This window comes from Isoptericola sp. MSGPD8_1_ISO-PGPR-S23-394, assembly GCF_058072785.1.
The window spans coordinates 1,346,047-1,362,376 of record NZ_CM176517.1 but is presented as its reverse complement, the minus strand read 5'-3'; the positions used below and the strand labels follow the sequence as shown (position 1 = coordinate 1,362,376).

14 protein-coding genes are annotated in these 16,330 nt (G+C 71.8%); 7 read left to right on the top strand and 7 right to left on the bottom strand.

All coding sequences use genetic code 11. The features are described from left to right. Nucleotides 1-12 precede the first annotated feature (12 nt). Both AC3RJ8_RS06010 and AC3RJ8_RS06005 read left to right on the top strand, forming a co-directional pair. Nucleotides 13-1,152 (top strand): trans-sulfuration enzyme family protein, encoded by a 1,140-nt coding sequence (locus tag AC3RJ8_RS06010; RefSeq protein ID WP_489715003.1) that lies wholly within the window; start codon nucleotides 13-15, stop codon nucleotides 1,150-1,152. Nucleotides 1,153-1,263: 111 nt separating this feature from the next. Next, nucleotides 1,264-1,941 (top strand): AMIN-like domain-containing (lipo)protein, encoded by a 678-nt coding sequence (locus AC3RJ8_RS06005; protein WP_489715002.1) that lies wholly within the window; start codon nucleotides 1,264-1,266, stop codon nucleotides 1,939-1,941. A 19-nt stretch (nucleotides 1,942-1,960) separates the two neighbouring features. On the opposite strand, the gene AC3RJ8_RS06000 is transcribed toward AC3RJ8_RS06005, so the two are convergent. The 4 genes from AC3RJ8_RS06000 to AC3RJ8_RS05985 form a co-directional block, all read right to left on the bottom strand. Further along, nucleotides 1,961-2,962: an NAD(P)H-dependent glycerol-3-phosphate dehydrogenase gene (locus AC3RJ8_RS06000; RefSeq protein WP_489715594.1), complete on the bottom strand. Its 1,002-nt coding sequence runs from the start codon at nucleotides 2,960-2,962 to the stop codon at nucleotides 1,961-1,963. 5 nt (nucleotides 2,963-2,967) lie between these two features. Further along, nucleotides 2,968-3,723 (bottom strand): lysophospholipid acyltransferase family protein, encoded by a 756-nt coding sequence (locus tag AC3RJ8_RS05995; protein WP_489715001.1) that lies wholly within the window; start codon nucleotides 3,721-3,723, stop codon nucleotides 2,968-2,970. 108 nt (nucleotides 3,724-3,831) lie between these two features. After that, a complete protein-coding gene (murA, locus tag AC3RJ8_RS05990; RefSeq protein ID WP_489715000.1) occupies nucleotides 3,832-5,148 on the bottom strand; it encodes a UDP-N-acetylglucosamine 1-carboxyvinyltransferase in 1,317 nt (438 codons plus the stop codon). A gap of 289 nt (nucleotides 5,149-5,437) precedes the next feature. Continuing rightward, nucleotides 5,438-6,403 (bottom strand): helix-turn-helix transcriptional regulator, encoded by a 966-nt coding sequence (locus AC3RJ8_RS05985; protein ID WP_489714999.1) that lies wholly within the window; start codon nucleotides 6,401-6,403, stop codon nucleotides 5,438-5,440. A 103-nt stretch (nucleotides 6,404-6,506) separates the two neighbouring features. On the opposite strand from AC3RJ8_RS05985, the gene AC3RJ8_RS05980 reads away from it, so the two are divergent. After that, a complete protein-coding gene (locus tag AC3RJ8_RS05980) occupies nucleotides 6,507-6,920 on the top strand; it encodes a VOC family protein (RefSeq protein WP_489714998.1) in 414 nt (137 codons plus the stop codon). A gap of 10 nt (nucleotides 6,921-6,930) precedes the next feature. Here the strand turns inward: AC3RJ8_RS05980 and AC3RJ8_RS05975 are convergent, their stop codons facing one another. Further along, nucleotides 6,931-7,431, bottom strand: a complete 501-nt coding sequence (locus AC3RJ8_RS05975; protein WP_489714997.1) for a DUF1877 family protein — start codon at nucleotides 7,429-7,431, stop codon at nucleotides 6,931-6,933. A gap of 167 nt (nucleotides 7,432-7,598) precedes the next feature. After that, nucleotides 7,599-8,771, bottom strand: coding sequence for a MarP family serine protease (locus AC3RJ8_RS05970; RefSeq protein WP_489714996.1), 1,173 nt, complete (start codon nucleotides 8,769-8,771; stop codon nucleotides 7,599-7,601). Nucleotides 8,772-8,941: 170 nt separating this feature from the next. On the opposite strand from AC3RJ8_RS05970, the gene AC3RJ8_RS05965 reads away from it, so the two are divergent. Next, a complete protein-coding gene (locus AC3RJ8_RS05965; protein ID WP_489714995.1) occupies nucleotides 8,942-10,123 on the top strand; it encodes a N(5)-(carboxyethyl)ornithine synthase in 1,182 nt (393 codons plus the stop codon). Nucleotides 10,124-10,188: 65 nt separating this feature from the next. On the opposite strand, the gene AC3RJ8_RS05960 is transcribed toward AC3RJ8_RS05965, so the two are convergent. After that, a complete protein-coding gene (locus AC3RJ8_RS05960; protein ID WP_489714994.1) occupies nucleotides 10,189-11,664 on the bottom strand; it encodes a DUF5129 domain-containing protein in 1,476 nt (491 codons plus the stop codon). A gap of 328 nt (nucleotides 11,665-11,992) precedes the next feature. On the opposite strand from AC3RJ8_RS05960, the gene AC3RJ8_RS05955 reads away from it, so the two are divergent. The 3 genes from AC3RJ8_RS05955 to AC3RJ8_RS05945 all read left to right on the top strand — a co-directional run bounded on the left by AC3RJ8_RS05955 (nucleotide 11,993) and on the right by AC3RJ8_RS05945 (nucleotide 16,314). After that, a complete protein-coding gene (locus AC3RJ8_RS05955) occupies nucleotides 11,993-12,577 on the top strand; it encodes a GH39 family glycosyl hydrolase (RefSeq protein ID WP_489714993.1) in 585 nt (194 codons plus the stop codon). 42 nt (nucleotides 12,578-12,619) lie between these two features. Further along, complete coding sequence (locus tag AC3RJ8_RS05950; RefSeq protein WP_489715593.1) at nucleotides 12,620-13,906, top strand: ISL3 family transposase; 1,287 nt, start codon at nucleotides 12,620-12,622, stop codon at nucleotides 13,904-13,906. Nucleotides 13,907-14,844: 938 nt separating this feature from the next. Further along, entirely contained in the window at nucleotides 14,845-16,314 is a 1,470-nt protein-coding gene (locus tag AC3RJ8_RS05945; protein ID WP_489714992.1) for a glycoside hydrolase, read from the top strand. Nucleotides 16,315-16,330: the final 16 nt, after the last annotated feature.

The window sequence follows — 16,330 nt, the reverse complement described above, 5'->3', positions numbered from 1 at the left end:
TAGTCTGCTGCCATGACGCACGACCCCTCCCCCCTGGCCCCGGCCACCGTCGCCGTGACCGCCGGCCGCCCCCCGCGCGTGCAGGGCGGCCCCGTCAACCCGCCGGTCGTCCTCAGCTCGACCTACGTCTCCCAGGGCGTCCCCGGCGACGAGCTGCTCTACACCCGCGGCGGCACCGAGACGTGGGAACCGTTCGAGACGGCGCTCGCGGCGCTCGAAGGCGGTGCACACGGTGTCGTTCTCGGTTCCGGGATGGCCGCGATCGCCGCGGCGCTCGGTGACGTGCCGCCGTCGGGCGTCGTCGTCGTGCCCCGCCACGCCTACCAGGTCACGCTCGGGTACCTCGACGACCTGTCCCGGCGGCACGGCGTCGAGGTGCGCCGCGTCGACATCGCCGACACCGACCAGGTGCTCGCCGCCCTCGACGGCGCCGACGTGCTCATGGCGGAGTCGCCCACCAACCCGATGCTCGAGGTCGCCGACCTGCCCGCGCTCCTCGCCGGCGCCCGGCAGCGCGGAGTGTTCTCCGTGGTCGACAACACCTTCGCCACGCCACTCGGGCAGCGGCCCCTGGACCTCGGCGCCGACGTCGTCGTCCACTCGGTGACGAAGTACCTGGCGGGACACTCCGACGTCGTGCTCGGCGCCGTCGTCACGAACGACGACGCCGTGGCCGCGCGCCTGCGCGCCTACCGCACGCTGCACGGGGCCATCGCCGGACCGATGGAGGTGTTCCTCGCGCTGCGCGGCCTGCGCACCCTGCCGCTGCGCGTCGAGCGCGCCAACTTCAACGCCGCCGAGCTCGCCCGCCGCCTGGCGGAGCACCCCGGCGTGGCCGAGGTGCGGCACCCCTCCCTGCCCACGGACCCGGGCCACGCACGCGCAGCGCGGCAGATGAGCTCCTTCGGGGCGATCATCGGGCTGCGGCCCGCCGGCGGGCTCGCGGCGGCCGACGCCGTCGTGGACGCGGTCCGGCTGTGGGTTCCGGCGACGTCGCTGGGCGGTGTCGAGTCGACGCTGGAGCGGCGCCGTCGTTTCACCACCGAGTCCCCGACGGTCCCCGAGGACCTCGTCCGACTCTCCGCCGGTGTCGAGGACGTCGAGGACCTGTGGGCCGACCTGTCCCGGGCGCTCGACCACGGGACGCGCTGAGAGAGCGGGACCAGGGGCAGCGCACGGCCGGTGCGCCGACGCCCGCCGCGCCCTCGACCCGCTCCGGGCCTAGGCTCGGTGGCAGGACGCCACGTCGAGCAGGGAGGCACCGTGCGCACGTCACCGCACCGTCGTCGGAGGTCGGGCGGCCTGTCCGCCGCCGCGCTCGTCGTGCTGCTCGCCGCCTGCGGGGGCGGCGCCGACCTGCCGGGCTACGGCAGCGGCGCGCCCGCGGCGACAGCGACGACGGACGACGACACGGCGGCCAGCCCGACGCCGGACGCCACCGCGACGGAGGACACGGCACCGGAGGACACCCCGGCCGCGGAGAGCCCCACCGAGACCGAACCTCCCTTCGAGGGCGGGACGGCCGTGGACACCGGGGACCCGAGCGGCGACGCGATGCTGACCGTCACCGACGTCCGCGTCGGTGTGCACGACGAGTACGACCGGGTCGTGTTCGACCTCGACGGGACCGGTACGCCCGGATGGCGCGTCGAGTACGTCGAGGAGGCGCTCGAACCGGGCCGCGGCGACGAGGTGGACGTCGACGGCGACGCCGTGCTGGAGGTCGGCATCACCGGGACCGCCATGCCGATGGACTCCGGTGTCGAGGAGTACGGCGGCGACCCCGTGGGCGGGCCTGGTGAGTCCGTCGAGGAGGTCGTCTACCGCTTCGTGTTCGAGGGCACCACGACGGCGTTCGTCGGCGTCGACGGCGAACCACGTCCCTTCCGGGTGCTCACGCTGAGCGACCCGACGCGGCTGGTCGTGGACGTCGGGCACTGACCTGCCGGGGCGCCGGGGGCTAGTCGGCGACGCTCTCGGCCTTCTGCGGGCGCGAGAGCAGGGCGCGGGCCATCTCGTCCACGGACAGCCCTTCGTGGAGCACCGCGACGACCCCGGCCGTGATCGGCATGTCCACCCCGTGCTTCTGCGCCAGCTCCAGCACGGAGCGCGACGACTTCACGCCCTCGGCGGTGGTGCCGGTGGCGACCAGGGCGTCCTCGAGGGACATCCCCTGCCCCACGTGCTTGCCCAGGGTGTGGTTGCGCGACAGCGGCGAGGCGCAGGTGGCCACGAGGTCACCCATGCCGGCGAGGCCCGCGAAGGTCTCCGGCTGAGCGCCCAGGGCACGGCCCAGCCGGGTGATCTCGACCAGCCCGCGCGTGATGACGGTCGCGGTGGTGTTCCAGCCGAAACCGCGGCCCTGCGCCATGCCGATCGCGAGCGCGATGACGTTCTTCACCGCACCGCACAGCTCGACCCCGACGACGTCTGAGTTGGTGTAGGGCCGGAAGTACGCGTTGGAGCACGCCTCGGCGACCCGGCGGGCGTTGCCCTCGTCCGGGCAGGCGACGACCGTCGCCGTGGGCTGGCGCGTCGCGATCTCCTTGGCGAGGTTGGGCCCCGAGACGACGACCACACGGTCGAGCGAGATGTCCAGCGCCTCGGCGATCACCTGGCTCATGCGCTTGTCCGTGCTGAGCTCGATGCCCTTCATGAGCGAGACGACGACGGCGTCCGGCTCCAGGTGCTCACGCAGCCCCTCGAGGGTCGTGCGCGCGACCTGCGAGGGGATGGCGACGACGACGACGTCCGCGCCAGCGAGCGCGGCCGCGGCGTCCGTCGTCGCACGCATGGCGGGCAGCTCGACGTCCGGGAGGTACTTGGCGTTGCGGTGCTCGTGCTCGACCTCGCGGGCGACGGCCTCGTCGCGACCCCAGAGCGTGACATCGCACCCGGCGTCGGCCATCACCATCGCGAAGGTCGTGCCCCAGGACCCGGAGCCGAGGACGGCAGCCTGCACGCCGCTCACGGGCGCTCCACCGGCGGGTAGCTCATCTTCTTCACCTCGTAGTCAGGATGCTTGCGCAGGTCGAACCGGTGCTCCGGCGCCTGCTCGTCACGCAGCTCGGCGAGCAGCGCCGTGATGGCGTCCATCACGCGGTTCATCGCCTCGCGCAGGGTGGCGGCGTCCTGCGGCCGGTCGTACAGGTCGGACAGGTCGACGGCCGGGCCGGCGGTGACCTGCACGCGCTTGCGCGGGAACGGTCGGGGCAGCTTGCCGTAGCGCGGCAGGATGTCGGCCGCGCCCCACTGGGCGATCGGCACCACGGGCAGGCGGGTCGTCAGCGCGATCCGTGCCAGGCCGGTCTTGGGTTCCATCGGCCAGCAGTCCGGGTCACGGGTGAGCGTGCCCTCGGGGAAGATCGCCACACAGGCGCCGCCGCCGAGCTCTTCGCCCGCCCGCTGGAGCGACCGCGCCGCGGCCGCGCTGCCCCGGTCCACCGGGATCATGTTGGTGCCGCGCAGCACGGTGCCCACGACCGGTGCGGTGAACAGGCTGCTCTTGGCCAGGACGCGGGGCTCGACCCCCTGGTCGAACAGGTAGTGCACGAACGTCAGGGCGTCGAGCTCGGTGACGTGGTTCGCCGCGGCGATGAAGCCGCCGTCGGTGGGCAGGTTCTCGCTGCCGCTCCACTCGTAGCGGCACATCGAGAACATGGTCGGTCGGACGATCTTCGCGATGAGGCGATAGAGGCGCGACTCAGGTCTGGCGATGGGCACGGCCACAGAGCCTACCTGCCCGACGGCCGCGCGGGTCGACGCCGAACAGGAGCCTGAGCCCGCTATGCCCCGTCGATGCGGGCACAGGCTCCTGCTCGGCGAGGCTGCTCAGTCGCGGGCGACGTCGGCGCCCAGCGCGACGAGCTTGTCCTGGAAGGACTCATACCCCCGGTCGATCAACGAGATCCCCCGCACCGTGGACGTCCCCTTGGCCGCCAACGCCGCGATCAGGTGCGAGAACCCACCCCGCAGATCCGGCACCTCGATATCCGCCGCCGCCAACGGCGTCGGACCCGAGACCACCGCCGAGTGATGGAAGTTGCGCTGCCCGAACCGGCAGTCACCCCCACCCAAGCACTCCTTGTACACCTGGATCGTCGCACCCATCTGCCGCAACGCCTCGGTGAACCCGAAACGGTTCTCATACACCGTCTCGTGCACGATCGACAACCCCGTGGCCTGCGTCAACGCGACCACCAACGGCTGCTGCCAGTCCGTCATGAACCCCGGATGCACATCCGTCTCCAGCACGATCGGACGCAGATCCCCACCCGGATGCCAGAACCGGATCCCGTCGTCCTGCACATCGAACTGCCCACCGACCTTGCGGAACGTGTTCAAGAACGTCATCATCTCCGGCTGCGAGGCACCCTTGATCGTCACGTCCCCACCCGTGGCCAACGCCGCCGACGCCCACGACGCCGCCTCGATCCGATCACCCAACGCCGTGTGGTTGTACCCCTCGAGACGATCCACACCCTCGATCCGGATCACCCGATCGGTATCCACCGAGATGATCGCACCCATCTTCTGCAGCACCGCGATCAGATCCATGATCTCCGGCTCCGTCGCCGCCCCCGACAGCTCCGTGATCCCCTCCGCACGCACCGCCGTCAACAACAGCTGCTCCGTCGCACCCACCGACGGATACGGCAACGCGATCTTCGTACCCTGCAACCGCCGCGGAGCCCGCAGATGAATCCCGTTCGGCCGCTTGTCCACCACCGCACCGAACTGCCGCAAGATATCCAAGTGATAGTCGATCGGACGATCCCCGATCCGACACCCACCCAGATCCGGGATGAACGCCTCACCCAACCGGTGCAACAACGGACCACAGAACAAGATCGGGATCCGCGACGACCCCGCATGCGCATCGATGTCCGCCACGTGCGCCGACTCCACATTCGACGGATCCAGATCCAGGATCCCCGCCTCCGGGTCGTACTTCACGTTCACCCCGTGCAGATCCAACAACCCCGAGACCACACCCACATCCCGGATCTGCGGCACGTTACGCAACACGCTCGCCGACTCACCCAACAACGACGCCACCATCGCCTTGGACACAAAATTCTTCGCACCCCGCACCGAGATGGTGCCCTGCAACGGCGTCCCACCGTTCACGTACAGCAGATCAGTCATAGCTCGTCGTCGTCCTGTCCTCGGGGAATCCGCAGCACGGTGGTGCTGCTCGTCGGTGCGGGCCCGCCCCGGCTCGCGTGGCGCGTGGTGCGCAGCTCGACCGATCCTGCCCTCGCAGGCCCGGTGGTGCCAACATCCGGCGCACCCGGCGTATTCACGTTCACCACACCTTCACGCGGTACGCGCGGACTCGCGCGAGGGCGCGCTGGTCTTCACGGGATCGTGACGTGTCGCCAGGGGCGAACCATCGCCCGACGTCGCTTCCGCCCCGTCCACGGGACCGTCGCCGTCACCCGTCACGGTATCGGGCGACCAGCTCGGCACCGAGACGCGCCAGCTCCGCACGGACCTCCGGTGGACCCTCGACCTGCACCCCGTCGCCCCAACCGGCGAGGTGGCGGGCGACGTCGAGCGGCGTCGGCGCGCCGACGCGGACCCGGGCCACGCCGTCCACCGGGACCGCCTCGGCGCCGGTCCCGTCCTCCACCCGCACGTGCCGCCCGAACTGGGCTCGCAGGACCCCGACGTGCCGATCCCGGACCCGGACGGTGGCCCACGTCGTCGAACGCAGCGCCTCGACCTCCTCGACGACCTGGGCCCACACCGCACCGAGGTCCAGGTCCGCGGGCACCTCGGCGGGTTCGTCGGTGACTTCGGCGTCGGCGATGCGGTCGACCCGGTAGGTGCGCGGCCCGTGGTCCGTCCCGGCGAGGAGGTACCAGGTGCCGTCCTTGTCCACGACGCCCCAGGGGTGGACGACGCGGTCCGACGTCCGCCCGGCGGCGCCGGTGTAGCGCAGCCGGACGCGCCGCTGCCGGACGACGGCCCCCTGCAGGGCCTCGAGATGCGGCGCCCGCTCGCGGGTGGCGGCGCCCCACCGTTCGTGGTCGACGACGGTGGCGACGGCAGCGGCCTCCGCCTCGGCCCGGAACGGGGTGGGCAGCGCGCGGACGAGCTTACGCAGCGCGGCGCTCGCGTCGCCGTCCGCGGCCGCCACCGGGCCCGCCAGGAGGAAGAGGGCGCGGACCTCCGGTGCGGTGAGGCCGCTGAGGTCGGTCCGGGCACCGCCGAGCAAGGACCACCCGCCGCCCCGGCCGCGCTGCGGGTACACGGGTACCCCGGCGGCGGACAGTGCCTCCAGGTCGCGGCGCGCCGTGGCCACGGACACCTCGAGGGCGCGGGCGAGCTCGCCGGCCGTCACCCGCGGCCGGGACTGCAGGTGCAGGAGCACCTGGATGAGGCGATCGGCTCGCACCCGTCGAGAGTCCCACAGAAAGTCGTCAGAAGGTGAGCACTTTGGCCACCAGCATGAGGATCGACGGCGTCACCGAGGCGCCGCACGACCCGGGAGGACTCCCATGCTGCGCGGACTCACCACCATCACGTACTTCGCCGACGACGTCGCCGCAGCCCGCGACTGGTACGCCGAGGTGCTCGGCGCCGAGGCGTACTTCGCCCGCGACGCCGAGGGCACCCTCGCCTACGCCGAGTTCCGGGTCGGCGACTACCAGCACGAGCTCGGGATCGTCGACCGCCGGTTCGCGCCCGTGCCCCGCACCGACGAGCCGGCCGGTGCGGTCGCGTACTGGGCGGTCGCCGACGTCGAGGCGGCGTACGAGCGGCTGCTCGCCCTGGGCGCCGTCGGGCACGAGGAGCCGTTCGAGCGCGGACCGGGGTTCGTCACCGCCGTCGTCGTCGACCCGTTCGGCAACCTGCTCGGCGTGATGGAGAACGCGCACTACCTGGAGGTCCTCGCCTCGCGGCGCGGCTGACGGACGAGCCTCAGTTGAGCATCAGCACGACGCCGTCGCCGGCCGCGGCCGCGGCGGTGCAGAAGCGCCGCAGCTCGTCGTACCGCACGCCGAGCACCTGGGGGCGCTCCTCGTCGAGGTGCTCGGCCGGGTCCGGACAGCTCTCCCCATCGCAGAGCTGCGTCATGTCGTACCCGTCGGCGAGCGTCCGGAAGGGCGTGGAGCTCAGGAACCGGGCGGCACGGCGCACCTCGTCGGGCGAGAGCGTGCGCACCGGGCCCAGCCCTCCGGCGATCCCCAGGGGTGTGCCGCCGTGGACGAGGTCGACCGTCGGCTGCCGCTCCTGGAGCAGGGCGTGCAGCGGTCCCCACGCCCGGCCGACGCTGAAGTAGCGGGCCTCCTCCGGTTCCAGGTCGAGCTCGACCCACTCGTCGGCGAGAGCATCGAGTCGTTCGGCCGCCCAGGCGGCGTCCGACCGGGCCCTGTCCAGGTCCGCGGCGGCGAGCCGCGCATACTCGCAGTGAATCCCCATGCGCGCGACCGTAGCGGTCCGGCCCGCGGCGCGGGAGGGGCAAAACGGCTGGACCGGGGCCGACCGCGCAAACCGGCCACCCATTCTGTGAGATGCGACAAGTTTGTCGCGACGACACGTGCCCCGGTCACGCCTGGCGGGGCGGGGCGTCCCTGCGCTATCGCACCTCAGGCGGCGCAGGCCCCGGGCGTGACCGCCCCGTCGAGGTCGGGCGCCTGCGCGACGACAGGCATCAGCTCGGTGGTCGTCACGCCGTATGCCAGGTCCTCGCCGCTCTCGGAGCGGGCGAAGATGACGCCGACGACGTCACCGTCTGTGGACAGCACCGGCCCACCGGAGCTGCCAGGATGCACCGACGCGGCCAGCGCGTAGATGTCGCGCTCCCCGCCACCCATGCCACCCGACAGAGGGATGCGAGCCGTGCCGGCGTCGAGCACCTCGGCGCCGACGGACGTGAAGGGACCTCCGTGCGGGTAGCCCTGGACGGCGGCCCGGTCGCCGACGGCGAGCGTCGGCGCAAGGGCCAGCGGCTCGGCGTCCAGCTCCTCGACGGCGACGACGGCGAGGTCGGCCTGCGGGTCGAAGTAGACGACGCGCCCCTCCTGCGCCGCCCGGCCGGGCAGCTCGACGAGCGGCCGCTCGACCCCCGCGACGACGTGCGCGTTCGTCACCACGCGGTCCACCGCGACGACGAAACCGGACCCGGTGACGCCCGTGCCGCAGGCGTAGGCCGTGCCCCACACCTTCGCGACCGACTGCGCCGACGCCTCGAGCGCCGGGTCGTCCAGGTCGACCGCGGGGGCCGCCGTCGTGCGGCGCGGGTCCAGCAGCCCGTCGAGCCGCGGCAGGCCGTCGTCGAGCACCGCGGCGCGGGCCGTGGCGAGCGACCGGCTCACGGGTGCCGGCGTGAGCTCCTCGATGGTGCGCAGCACGGTGGACGACGACACGGCGGACGCGATGCCCGGAGCGCCCGTCGCCTTGACCGCGGAGCCGACGAACGACAGCGCCAGGGCTGCCACCAGCAGGCTCGCGGCCCCGCCGAGAAGCCGGTCGAGGGGCCGCAGCGGCGTCCGGTCGACCTGCCGCCGGAGGCTGTGCCCGACCCCGGAACCGATCGAGGCTCCGAGCAGCGGGAGCACGACGGCGAGGATCACCGTCGCCGGGCCGCGCCACTGCGGCTCGGGCAGCACGTCGACGACCAGCGGGACGACGAGGAACGCCGCCACTCCCCCGACGACGAGCCCGACGAGGCCGCCGAGCGTCGCGAAGAAGCCGCGCCGGACCCCGGCCGCCACGGCGAGGAGGAGGACGACGACGAGCACGATGTCGAGCAGGGTCACGGGCGGCCTCCGCGGGCGGGCTGATGGACGAGGATCGCTGAGGATACGGGCTCTGCCTGGGGATCTGCTGGGTGCCGAGCGCCCGACCCACCGGCCGGACCGGGCCACGAGCGGCCCGGCGTACACTCCGGACAGGAGCTGACCTTGGTTCCCCGACCATGGGAGACCGGATGTCCGGCACCGCTCAATCATCCCCTGCTGTCCCCGACTCGCTGCTGACCCTGGGGCTGCTCGCCGGCTCGTCGATGGAGAACGAGCGACGGCTGCCGATCCATCCCCACCACCTGGACCGGATCGACCCGGACGTGCGGGCACGCATGGTCGTCGAGCGTGGCTACGCGGCCGACTTCCAGCTGTCGCCCCGGTACGTCGAGTCGCGGGTGGGTCGCGTCGCGGAACGCTCCGAGGTGATCGCGGCCGCCGACGTGCTGCTCCTGCCCAAGCCGCAGGCGGCGGACGTCGCCGCGATGCCCGCCGGCCGCGTGCTGTGGGGATGGCCGCACTCCGTCCAGGATGCCGGGATGACCCAGTCGGCGATCGACCGCCGGCTCACCCTGATCGCATTCGAGGCGATGAACCACTGGACCTCCCGGGGCGACTTCAGCCTGCACGTCTTCCACCAGAACAACGAGCTCGCCGGGTACTGCTCCGTCCTGCACGCCCTGAGCCTGACCGGCTCGACCGGCGACTACGGGCCGCGGCTGAGCGCCGTCGTGATCGGGTTCGGCGCCACGGCACGAGGTGCCGTCACCGCGCTCAAGGCGCACGGCATCCACGACATCCAGGTGCTCACGCAGCGTGGCGTCACGGCGGTCGGCTCACCGATCCACAGCGCACACATCACCCAGCTCCACACGGACGACGGCGCCGCCTACCTCTCCACGGTGCCGACCGCCGACGGCGACGTCACGCTGCCGGAGTTCCTCGCGTCGCACGACATCGTGGTCAACTGCACGCTCCAGGACGTCTCCGCACCGTTGACGTACCTGCGGACCACAGACCTGGCGGGCTTCGCCGCGGGGAGCCTGATCGTCGACGTCTCGTGCGACGCCGGGATGGGTTTCGAGTGGGCCGTGCCGACCACGTTCGACGAGCCGATGTTCACCATCGGCGACGGTGTGCGCTACTACGCCGTGGACCACACCCCGTCGTACCTGTGGAACTCCGCCACGTGGGAGATCAGCGAGGCGATCCTGCCGTTCCTGCGCACGGTGCTGGAGGGACCGGCGTCGTGGGCGACGAACCTCACCATCTCGCGCGCGATCGAGATCCACGACGGGACGATCGAGAACCCGAGCATCCTCAGCTTCCAGGGGCGCGAGCCGGGCTATCCGCACGCCGTGACCGGCTGACCACGGTCTCGTCCCGGATGGCCGGCGCCCGGTGAGCGTTCTCGGGCCGATGAGCGTCGAGACCGTCAGAAGCGCGACGAGCTGCCGGCGCCGCTGAAGCTTCCGCCGCTGCTGAAGCCGGAGGTGGACCCCCCGGACGAGGACGAGCGGGACTGCTCGACCTCGCTCGTCCCGGCGGCGAAACCGTGCTGGAAGGTGCTCACGGTGAACCAGGTCCAGGCGGGGTCGACCGTCCCGAGGATCGTCGACCGGCCCGCCGGTCGGTAGCCGTCGGAGCGGAAGGCCCGCTCCATCATCTGCTGCTCGGACCGTTCCTCGCTGTACCCCCGCGACACGGCCCCGGCCAGCGCGTCGAGCTGGCCGCTGAGCTCGTCGCGCATCTCGCGCAGGCGGTCGAGCGCGCTGTCCGGTGACAGGGACCGGTTCTCGAGCTCCTCGCGCATCCGGTCGAGCGCCACCGAGGAACGTGTGGCGAGCTCGCGCAGCTCGCGGGCCTCCCGAAGGCCCCGCATCTCCTCCGGCACGGTCGACCCCAGCAGCTCCTCGACCTGCGCCAGGTCCTCGCGCAACGGTGCGGACTGCCGGGCCCAGACCTCCGGCCAGGAGCCGTCCTGGTTGAGGAATGCCGCCGTGTCGGCGATGACGTCGTCCAGCTGGTCGAGCTCGACCGCCTTGTCCCGGTACTGGGTCAGGGTCCCGAGGGCCCCACGCGAGTCGTACCTGCTCTCCGGGACGGCTCGCGCGGTGTCCCCCAGCTCGACCAGCTCCCGGAACCCCCGGCGATAGTCCGCGAAGCGCTCCAGCATCGCCCCGCCGTATCGCGACTCCGTGGGGATGACGTGCGTGTGCAGCTCGGTCTCGTCGAAGTCGCGCACCACGTTGGCCATCGAGCGGTCGCCCGCAGCGCGCGCCTGGCGGCTCCGGCCTGCTCGGCGCATCCCCACCATGATGTAGACGCCCGAACCCAGGACCGTGGCGAGGGACGCCCCGGCCACGGCGGCTGTGCCGGCCGGCGTGCGGATCGCGGGACTGTTCATCCGGTCGGCCGCCGCCTCGACGCCGGCGATCGACCCGGCGGTCCACTGCCCGCGCCGGAAGTCGTCCTTCGCCGCCTCCTGGATCTCCAGCTGTTCGCCCTCCCCCACCGCACGGTTCTCACCGAAGTAGGTGCCCACCAGCCGACCCTCCGGGTCGACGGCGAAGAGGAACAGGTCGTCGGCCCACTTCTGCTCGTTCTCGCTGAGCCACTCCGGGTTGGCTTCCCGTGCGCGCTCCAGGACCGCGTCGTTGAGCGCGTAGTCGTCGATGCGCGCCTCCGGGCCGCCCTCGTGCGTGAAGAACGCCACGACCGTCGGCTCGTAGAACCGCGTCTCGGCGACGGCGTCGACCAGCTCGGGCTCGTAGAGGACGCCGGCCGTGTCCACGACTTCCACCGCGCTCGCGTCCTGAGCGGGCGCCTGCGCCATGTACAGGCCGGCGCTGACACCGACGACGACGACGCTCGCCGCGGTTCCCGTGATGATCCGCCGACGCACCGACATGTCACGTCCTCCTCGTCCGCTGGGCGACTGCCGATGGCCATCCTGGCAGATCAGGACGGCGCGGTCGTCACCCTCTCGCGACGGCACGGGCGAGGTGCCGGCGGACGACGTCGTCCCTGGCGGGCCGCGCGGTGTCGGCCGGGCGCAGGCACTCGGCGAAGCGGCCGATCAGCACGTGCCCGGGCGGATCGCCCGCAGGCGGGCAGTCGGGCTAGCTCCTGCGAGGGATCGTCGGACTGCGCCACCACCGCTCGATGTAACGTTAAACTCGCGTGTCGCTCGTGCACTTCGGAGCACGTCCGCCCGCCCTGCCGACCGAGGGAGCTCCATGTCTCTCAGCACGCCCTCGTCCGGGATCCTCGTCGACGGCCGGCCCACGACGGACGTCCCGCTGCGGCACGTCTGGAACGAGTGCGTCGGCGCGGGCCGTGCGAACGAGGCCCTGCGTGCCGACTGGCAGACGCACTTCCGTGAGGCCGTCGACGTCCTGGGGGTGCGCCAGGTGCGCTTCCACGGCCTGTTCCACGACGACATGTTCGTCTACCGCACCGGCAACGGTGGCGGCTTCGGCCCGCCGGAGCGGCTGCCGGAGCCGGTGTTCACCTACGCCTACGTCGACAAGGTGTTCGACGCGATCCTCGACGCGGGTGCCCGCCCGTTCGTGGAGCTCGGGTTCATGCCGCGCGAGCTGGCCACGGAGACCGAGACGATCTTCTGGTGGGGGCCCACTGTAGCCCGCCGAACGACATGGACCGGTGGGTGGAGCTGGTCCGCACGACCGTCCGGCACTGGATCGACCGCTACGGCCTCGAGGAGGTACGGCAGTGGCGGTTCGAGGTGTGGAACGAACCCAACCTGGTCCCCCACTTCTGGACCGGCACGCGCACCCAGTACTGAATCGCCCTGGGTCTGATGGAGGTGGTGTGCCCCGGACGCTACCTTCGTTGCCCCTGATCTGACGACCTTCGCGTGCCTGGACGAGCTCGGCCTCGTCGTGGCCGGGCAACATCTGGAGCCTGACCGAGCGGTGCTGGAGTGTCGTGTCCTCGCCCGCGATGACGACGCGTTCTGCCGCGGGTGCGGTGCCGAGGGCGTCATGCGTGACACCGTCTCGCGGCTGCTGGCGCACGAGCCCTTCGGATGGCGGCCCACGACCCTGCTGATCAGGGTCCGCCGCTACCGCTGCGCGACGTGCCGGCAGGTGTGGCGCCAGGACACCAGTGGGGCGGCCGAGCCGCGGGCGAAGCTATCGAGGGCGGCAGTGCGCTGGGCCTTGGTCGCGCTGGTCTGCCAACATCTGACGGTCGCCAGGATCGCCGAAGTTCTAGACATGTCCTGGGATACCGCGAACGACGCCGTCCTCGCCGAAGGTCGCCGGACGCTGATCGACGACGACGCCCGGTTCGACGGCGTGGCTGTGATCGGCGTCGATGAGCACGTCTGGCGGCACACTCGCCGCGGGGACAAGTACGTCACCGTGGTCATCGACCTGACCCCTATCCGCAACGGCACCGGACCGGCCCGCCTGCTCGACATGGTCGAAGGGCGCTCCAAGAGCGCGTTCAAGACCTGGCTCGCCGCCCGCCCGAAGACCTGGCGCGACGGCGTCGAGGTGGTCGCGATGGACGGCTTCACCGGCTTCAAGACCGCTGCGGCCGAGGAGCTGCCCGACGCAGTCGCGGTGATGGACCCCTTCCACGTGGTGAGGTTGGCCGGTGACGCGCTGGACCGCTGCCGCCGCCGAGTCCAGCTCGATCTGCACGGCCACCGCGGCCGTGCCAAGGACCCGCTCTACCGCGCCCGGCGGACCCTGCACACCGGCGCCGACCTGCTCACCGACAAGCAGACGACCAGGATCGAGGCGCTGTTCGCGATCGAGGAGCACGTCGAGGTCGAGGCGACCTGGGGCATCTACCAGCGCATGATCACCGCCTACCGCCACCCCGACCGCGCACACGGCCGCGCCCTGATGACCGCCGTGATCGACTCCCTGACTCGCGGCGTCCCGGCCGTACTCACCGAGCTCGTCACCCTCGGCCGGACCCTCAAGAAGCGCGCCGCCGACGTCCTCGCATTCTTCGACCTGCCCGGCTCGAGCAACGGCCCCACCGAGGCGATCAACGGCCGACTCGAACACCTACGCGGCTCCGCCCTCGGCTTCCGCAACCTCACCCACTACATCGCCCGCTCGCTCCTGGAAGCCGGCGGCTTCAGACCGCGACTACACCCTCAACTGCGTTGAGCCGCTATAGACACCTTGCTGCGGAACTGACGAGCCTGCGCGATCGCGTGGAGATCCGCGTCAGGACGGATGGCACCGTTGCGCTCAACGGTTGGGCCCCGGTCGACCAGCTCGAAGACTTGCTCGCCGGTGTCACCCCTGGAGTCAAGCGCGGAAGCATCCGCTAGGTAGACCCGCCGCGCTCCCACCAACCTCGGGTGCCAGACGTGTGGACGTCCAGAGCGGGACAAGCCACGAGGACCCCGTGCGGGGTCGGCGGGGATCGCCAAGGGGGCGCAGGGAGGGAACACCTCGAGGTCGAAGGTTGCCCGGCGGACGTCGCGGGTTCGGGTGCAAAAGGGTTGGCCTGCGGAGTGGGGTCCTGGAGGCGAGGCGCTGACGGCGGGCGTGGACAGCCCCTCGTCCTGGCAGGAAACCCGAAGGTGCGGCGTCGGCCCGTGTCCGGACGCGCCGACATCAGTCAGCAATACCGCCCTCGCCCCCACCGCGTGATGAACACCGTGCGACCAGGAAACTGTCCGCCGCCTCGGTCCACCCGTGAGCGGGCCCGGCGGACCGAACAGACAGTTCGCCGTTCACTCGAGGGCTGCCGGTCGACCAGTCAGTTACGCGAAGCCGGGCCCGTTCCACGTGTGGTCGGCAGGTTGCAACCAGTCCGCTGTCTCGAACACCGAAACAGCGCATTACAACGTACGACACAACGGAAGGCTGCCGCCCTGAACGATGCCGGCGTACGGGTCGAGCACGCGCACTTCACGGACAGCCCACACGGCATCTTCTCGTTCCCCGGGTGGTGCGCCGCGTCGGGACCTACCCTCGATCGAGCTCCCGTCCGTCCTCGCGTACAGCGCAGACCAACGCCTTGATCAACCGCTTGACCAAAGCCTCGAAGCCCCGTTAACGTATGCGCAACCGCTTAACCACGACGATGGGTAGCCATGGACCAGCGAGGGTTCTTCCAGCCGAACGGCGCATGGGTCGGGGATGTCATCCCCTGGCAGGAGGACGGTGTCTTCCACCTCTTCTACCTGCACGAGACGCGCCGCACGCCGAAGGACGGCATGCCCTGGCGCCGGGTCGTCACCAACGACCTGGTGGACTTCGGCAACGCCGGCGAGGCGCTCGGCTCGGGTGGCCCGGCCGCCGCGGACCTCAACGTCTACACCGGCAGCATCGTCCTGGACGCCGATGGCGTCCACCACGCGTTCTACACCGGCCAGAACCCCGAGGTGCTGGGCGCCGACGGCCGTCCTCTGCAGGTGGTCATGCATGCGACGAGCCGTGACGGCATGGCGTCGTGGCAGCGTCACCCCGGCGAGACGTTCGGCGCGACGCCCGGCTACGAGACAGGCGACTGGCGCGACCCGTTCGTGTTCTGGGACGCCGAGGCGGGGCTGTGGCGGATGCTGGTCACCGCCCGCCACGACCATGGGCCGGATCGCCGGCGGGGCGTGATCGCGCAGTGCACCTCCTACGACCTCACCACCTGGGAGCCGTCGGACCCGTTCTGGGACCCGCGGCGCTACGTCGCGCACGAGTGCCCCGAGGTGTTCCAGTGGGGCGACTGGTGGTACCTCGTGTACTCCGAGTTCAGCGACGCCTTCACCACCCGCTACCGGATGGCTCGCAGCCTCCACGGCCCGTGGCTCGTGCCCGAGCACGACACCCTCGACGGGCGCGCCTTCTACGCCGCCAAGTCCGCGGAGCGCGACGGCCGCCGTTTCTTCTTCGGCTGGATCGCGTCCCGCGAGGGCGCCATCGACGACGGCGCCTGGCAGTGGGCGGGCACGATGTCGGTGCTCGAGGCCGAGCAGCGACCCGACGGCACACTCGCCTTCCACCCCGCGCCGGAGCTGCGTGCCACCTTCGGCACGCCAGACGACGTCGTCCCGGCAGGGACCGCGCTCGCCGCCCCCGACGGCCACGCGACCGTCGTCTCGCCCGACGACTCGCCCGCCTCGTTCCGCCTCGTCGCCCGGTTCGACGTCGCCGACGGCACACGCGAGTGCGGCGTACTGCTGCGCGCGAGCGCCGACGCCGAAGAGGGGTACGTCCTGCGGCTCGAGCCGCAGCGTCGGCGCCTCGTGCTCGACCGCTGGCCGCGGCGCACGACCGGCACCGAGCAGTGGCAGATCTCCGGCGACGTGCCCTTCGCCGTCGAGCTGGAGCGCCCCTGCCACCTCGGGCCCGGCGAGCACGAGCTCGAGGCGATCGTCGACGGCGACCTGTGCGTCGCGACCGTCGACGACGCGACGGTGCTCAGCACCCGCCTCTACGACCGCCCCGCCGGTCGTGTCGGCGCCTTCGTCGGCGAGGGGAGCGTCACCCTCACACGCTTCACCCTCGCCGCTCGGGCGGACGTCGATCTCGTCCGCCCGGACGACGACCTCCTGACCGCGACGGCGTAGTCGCAGCCCCTCCCCT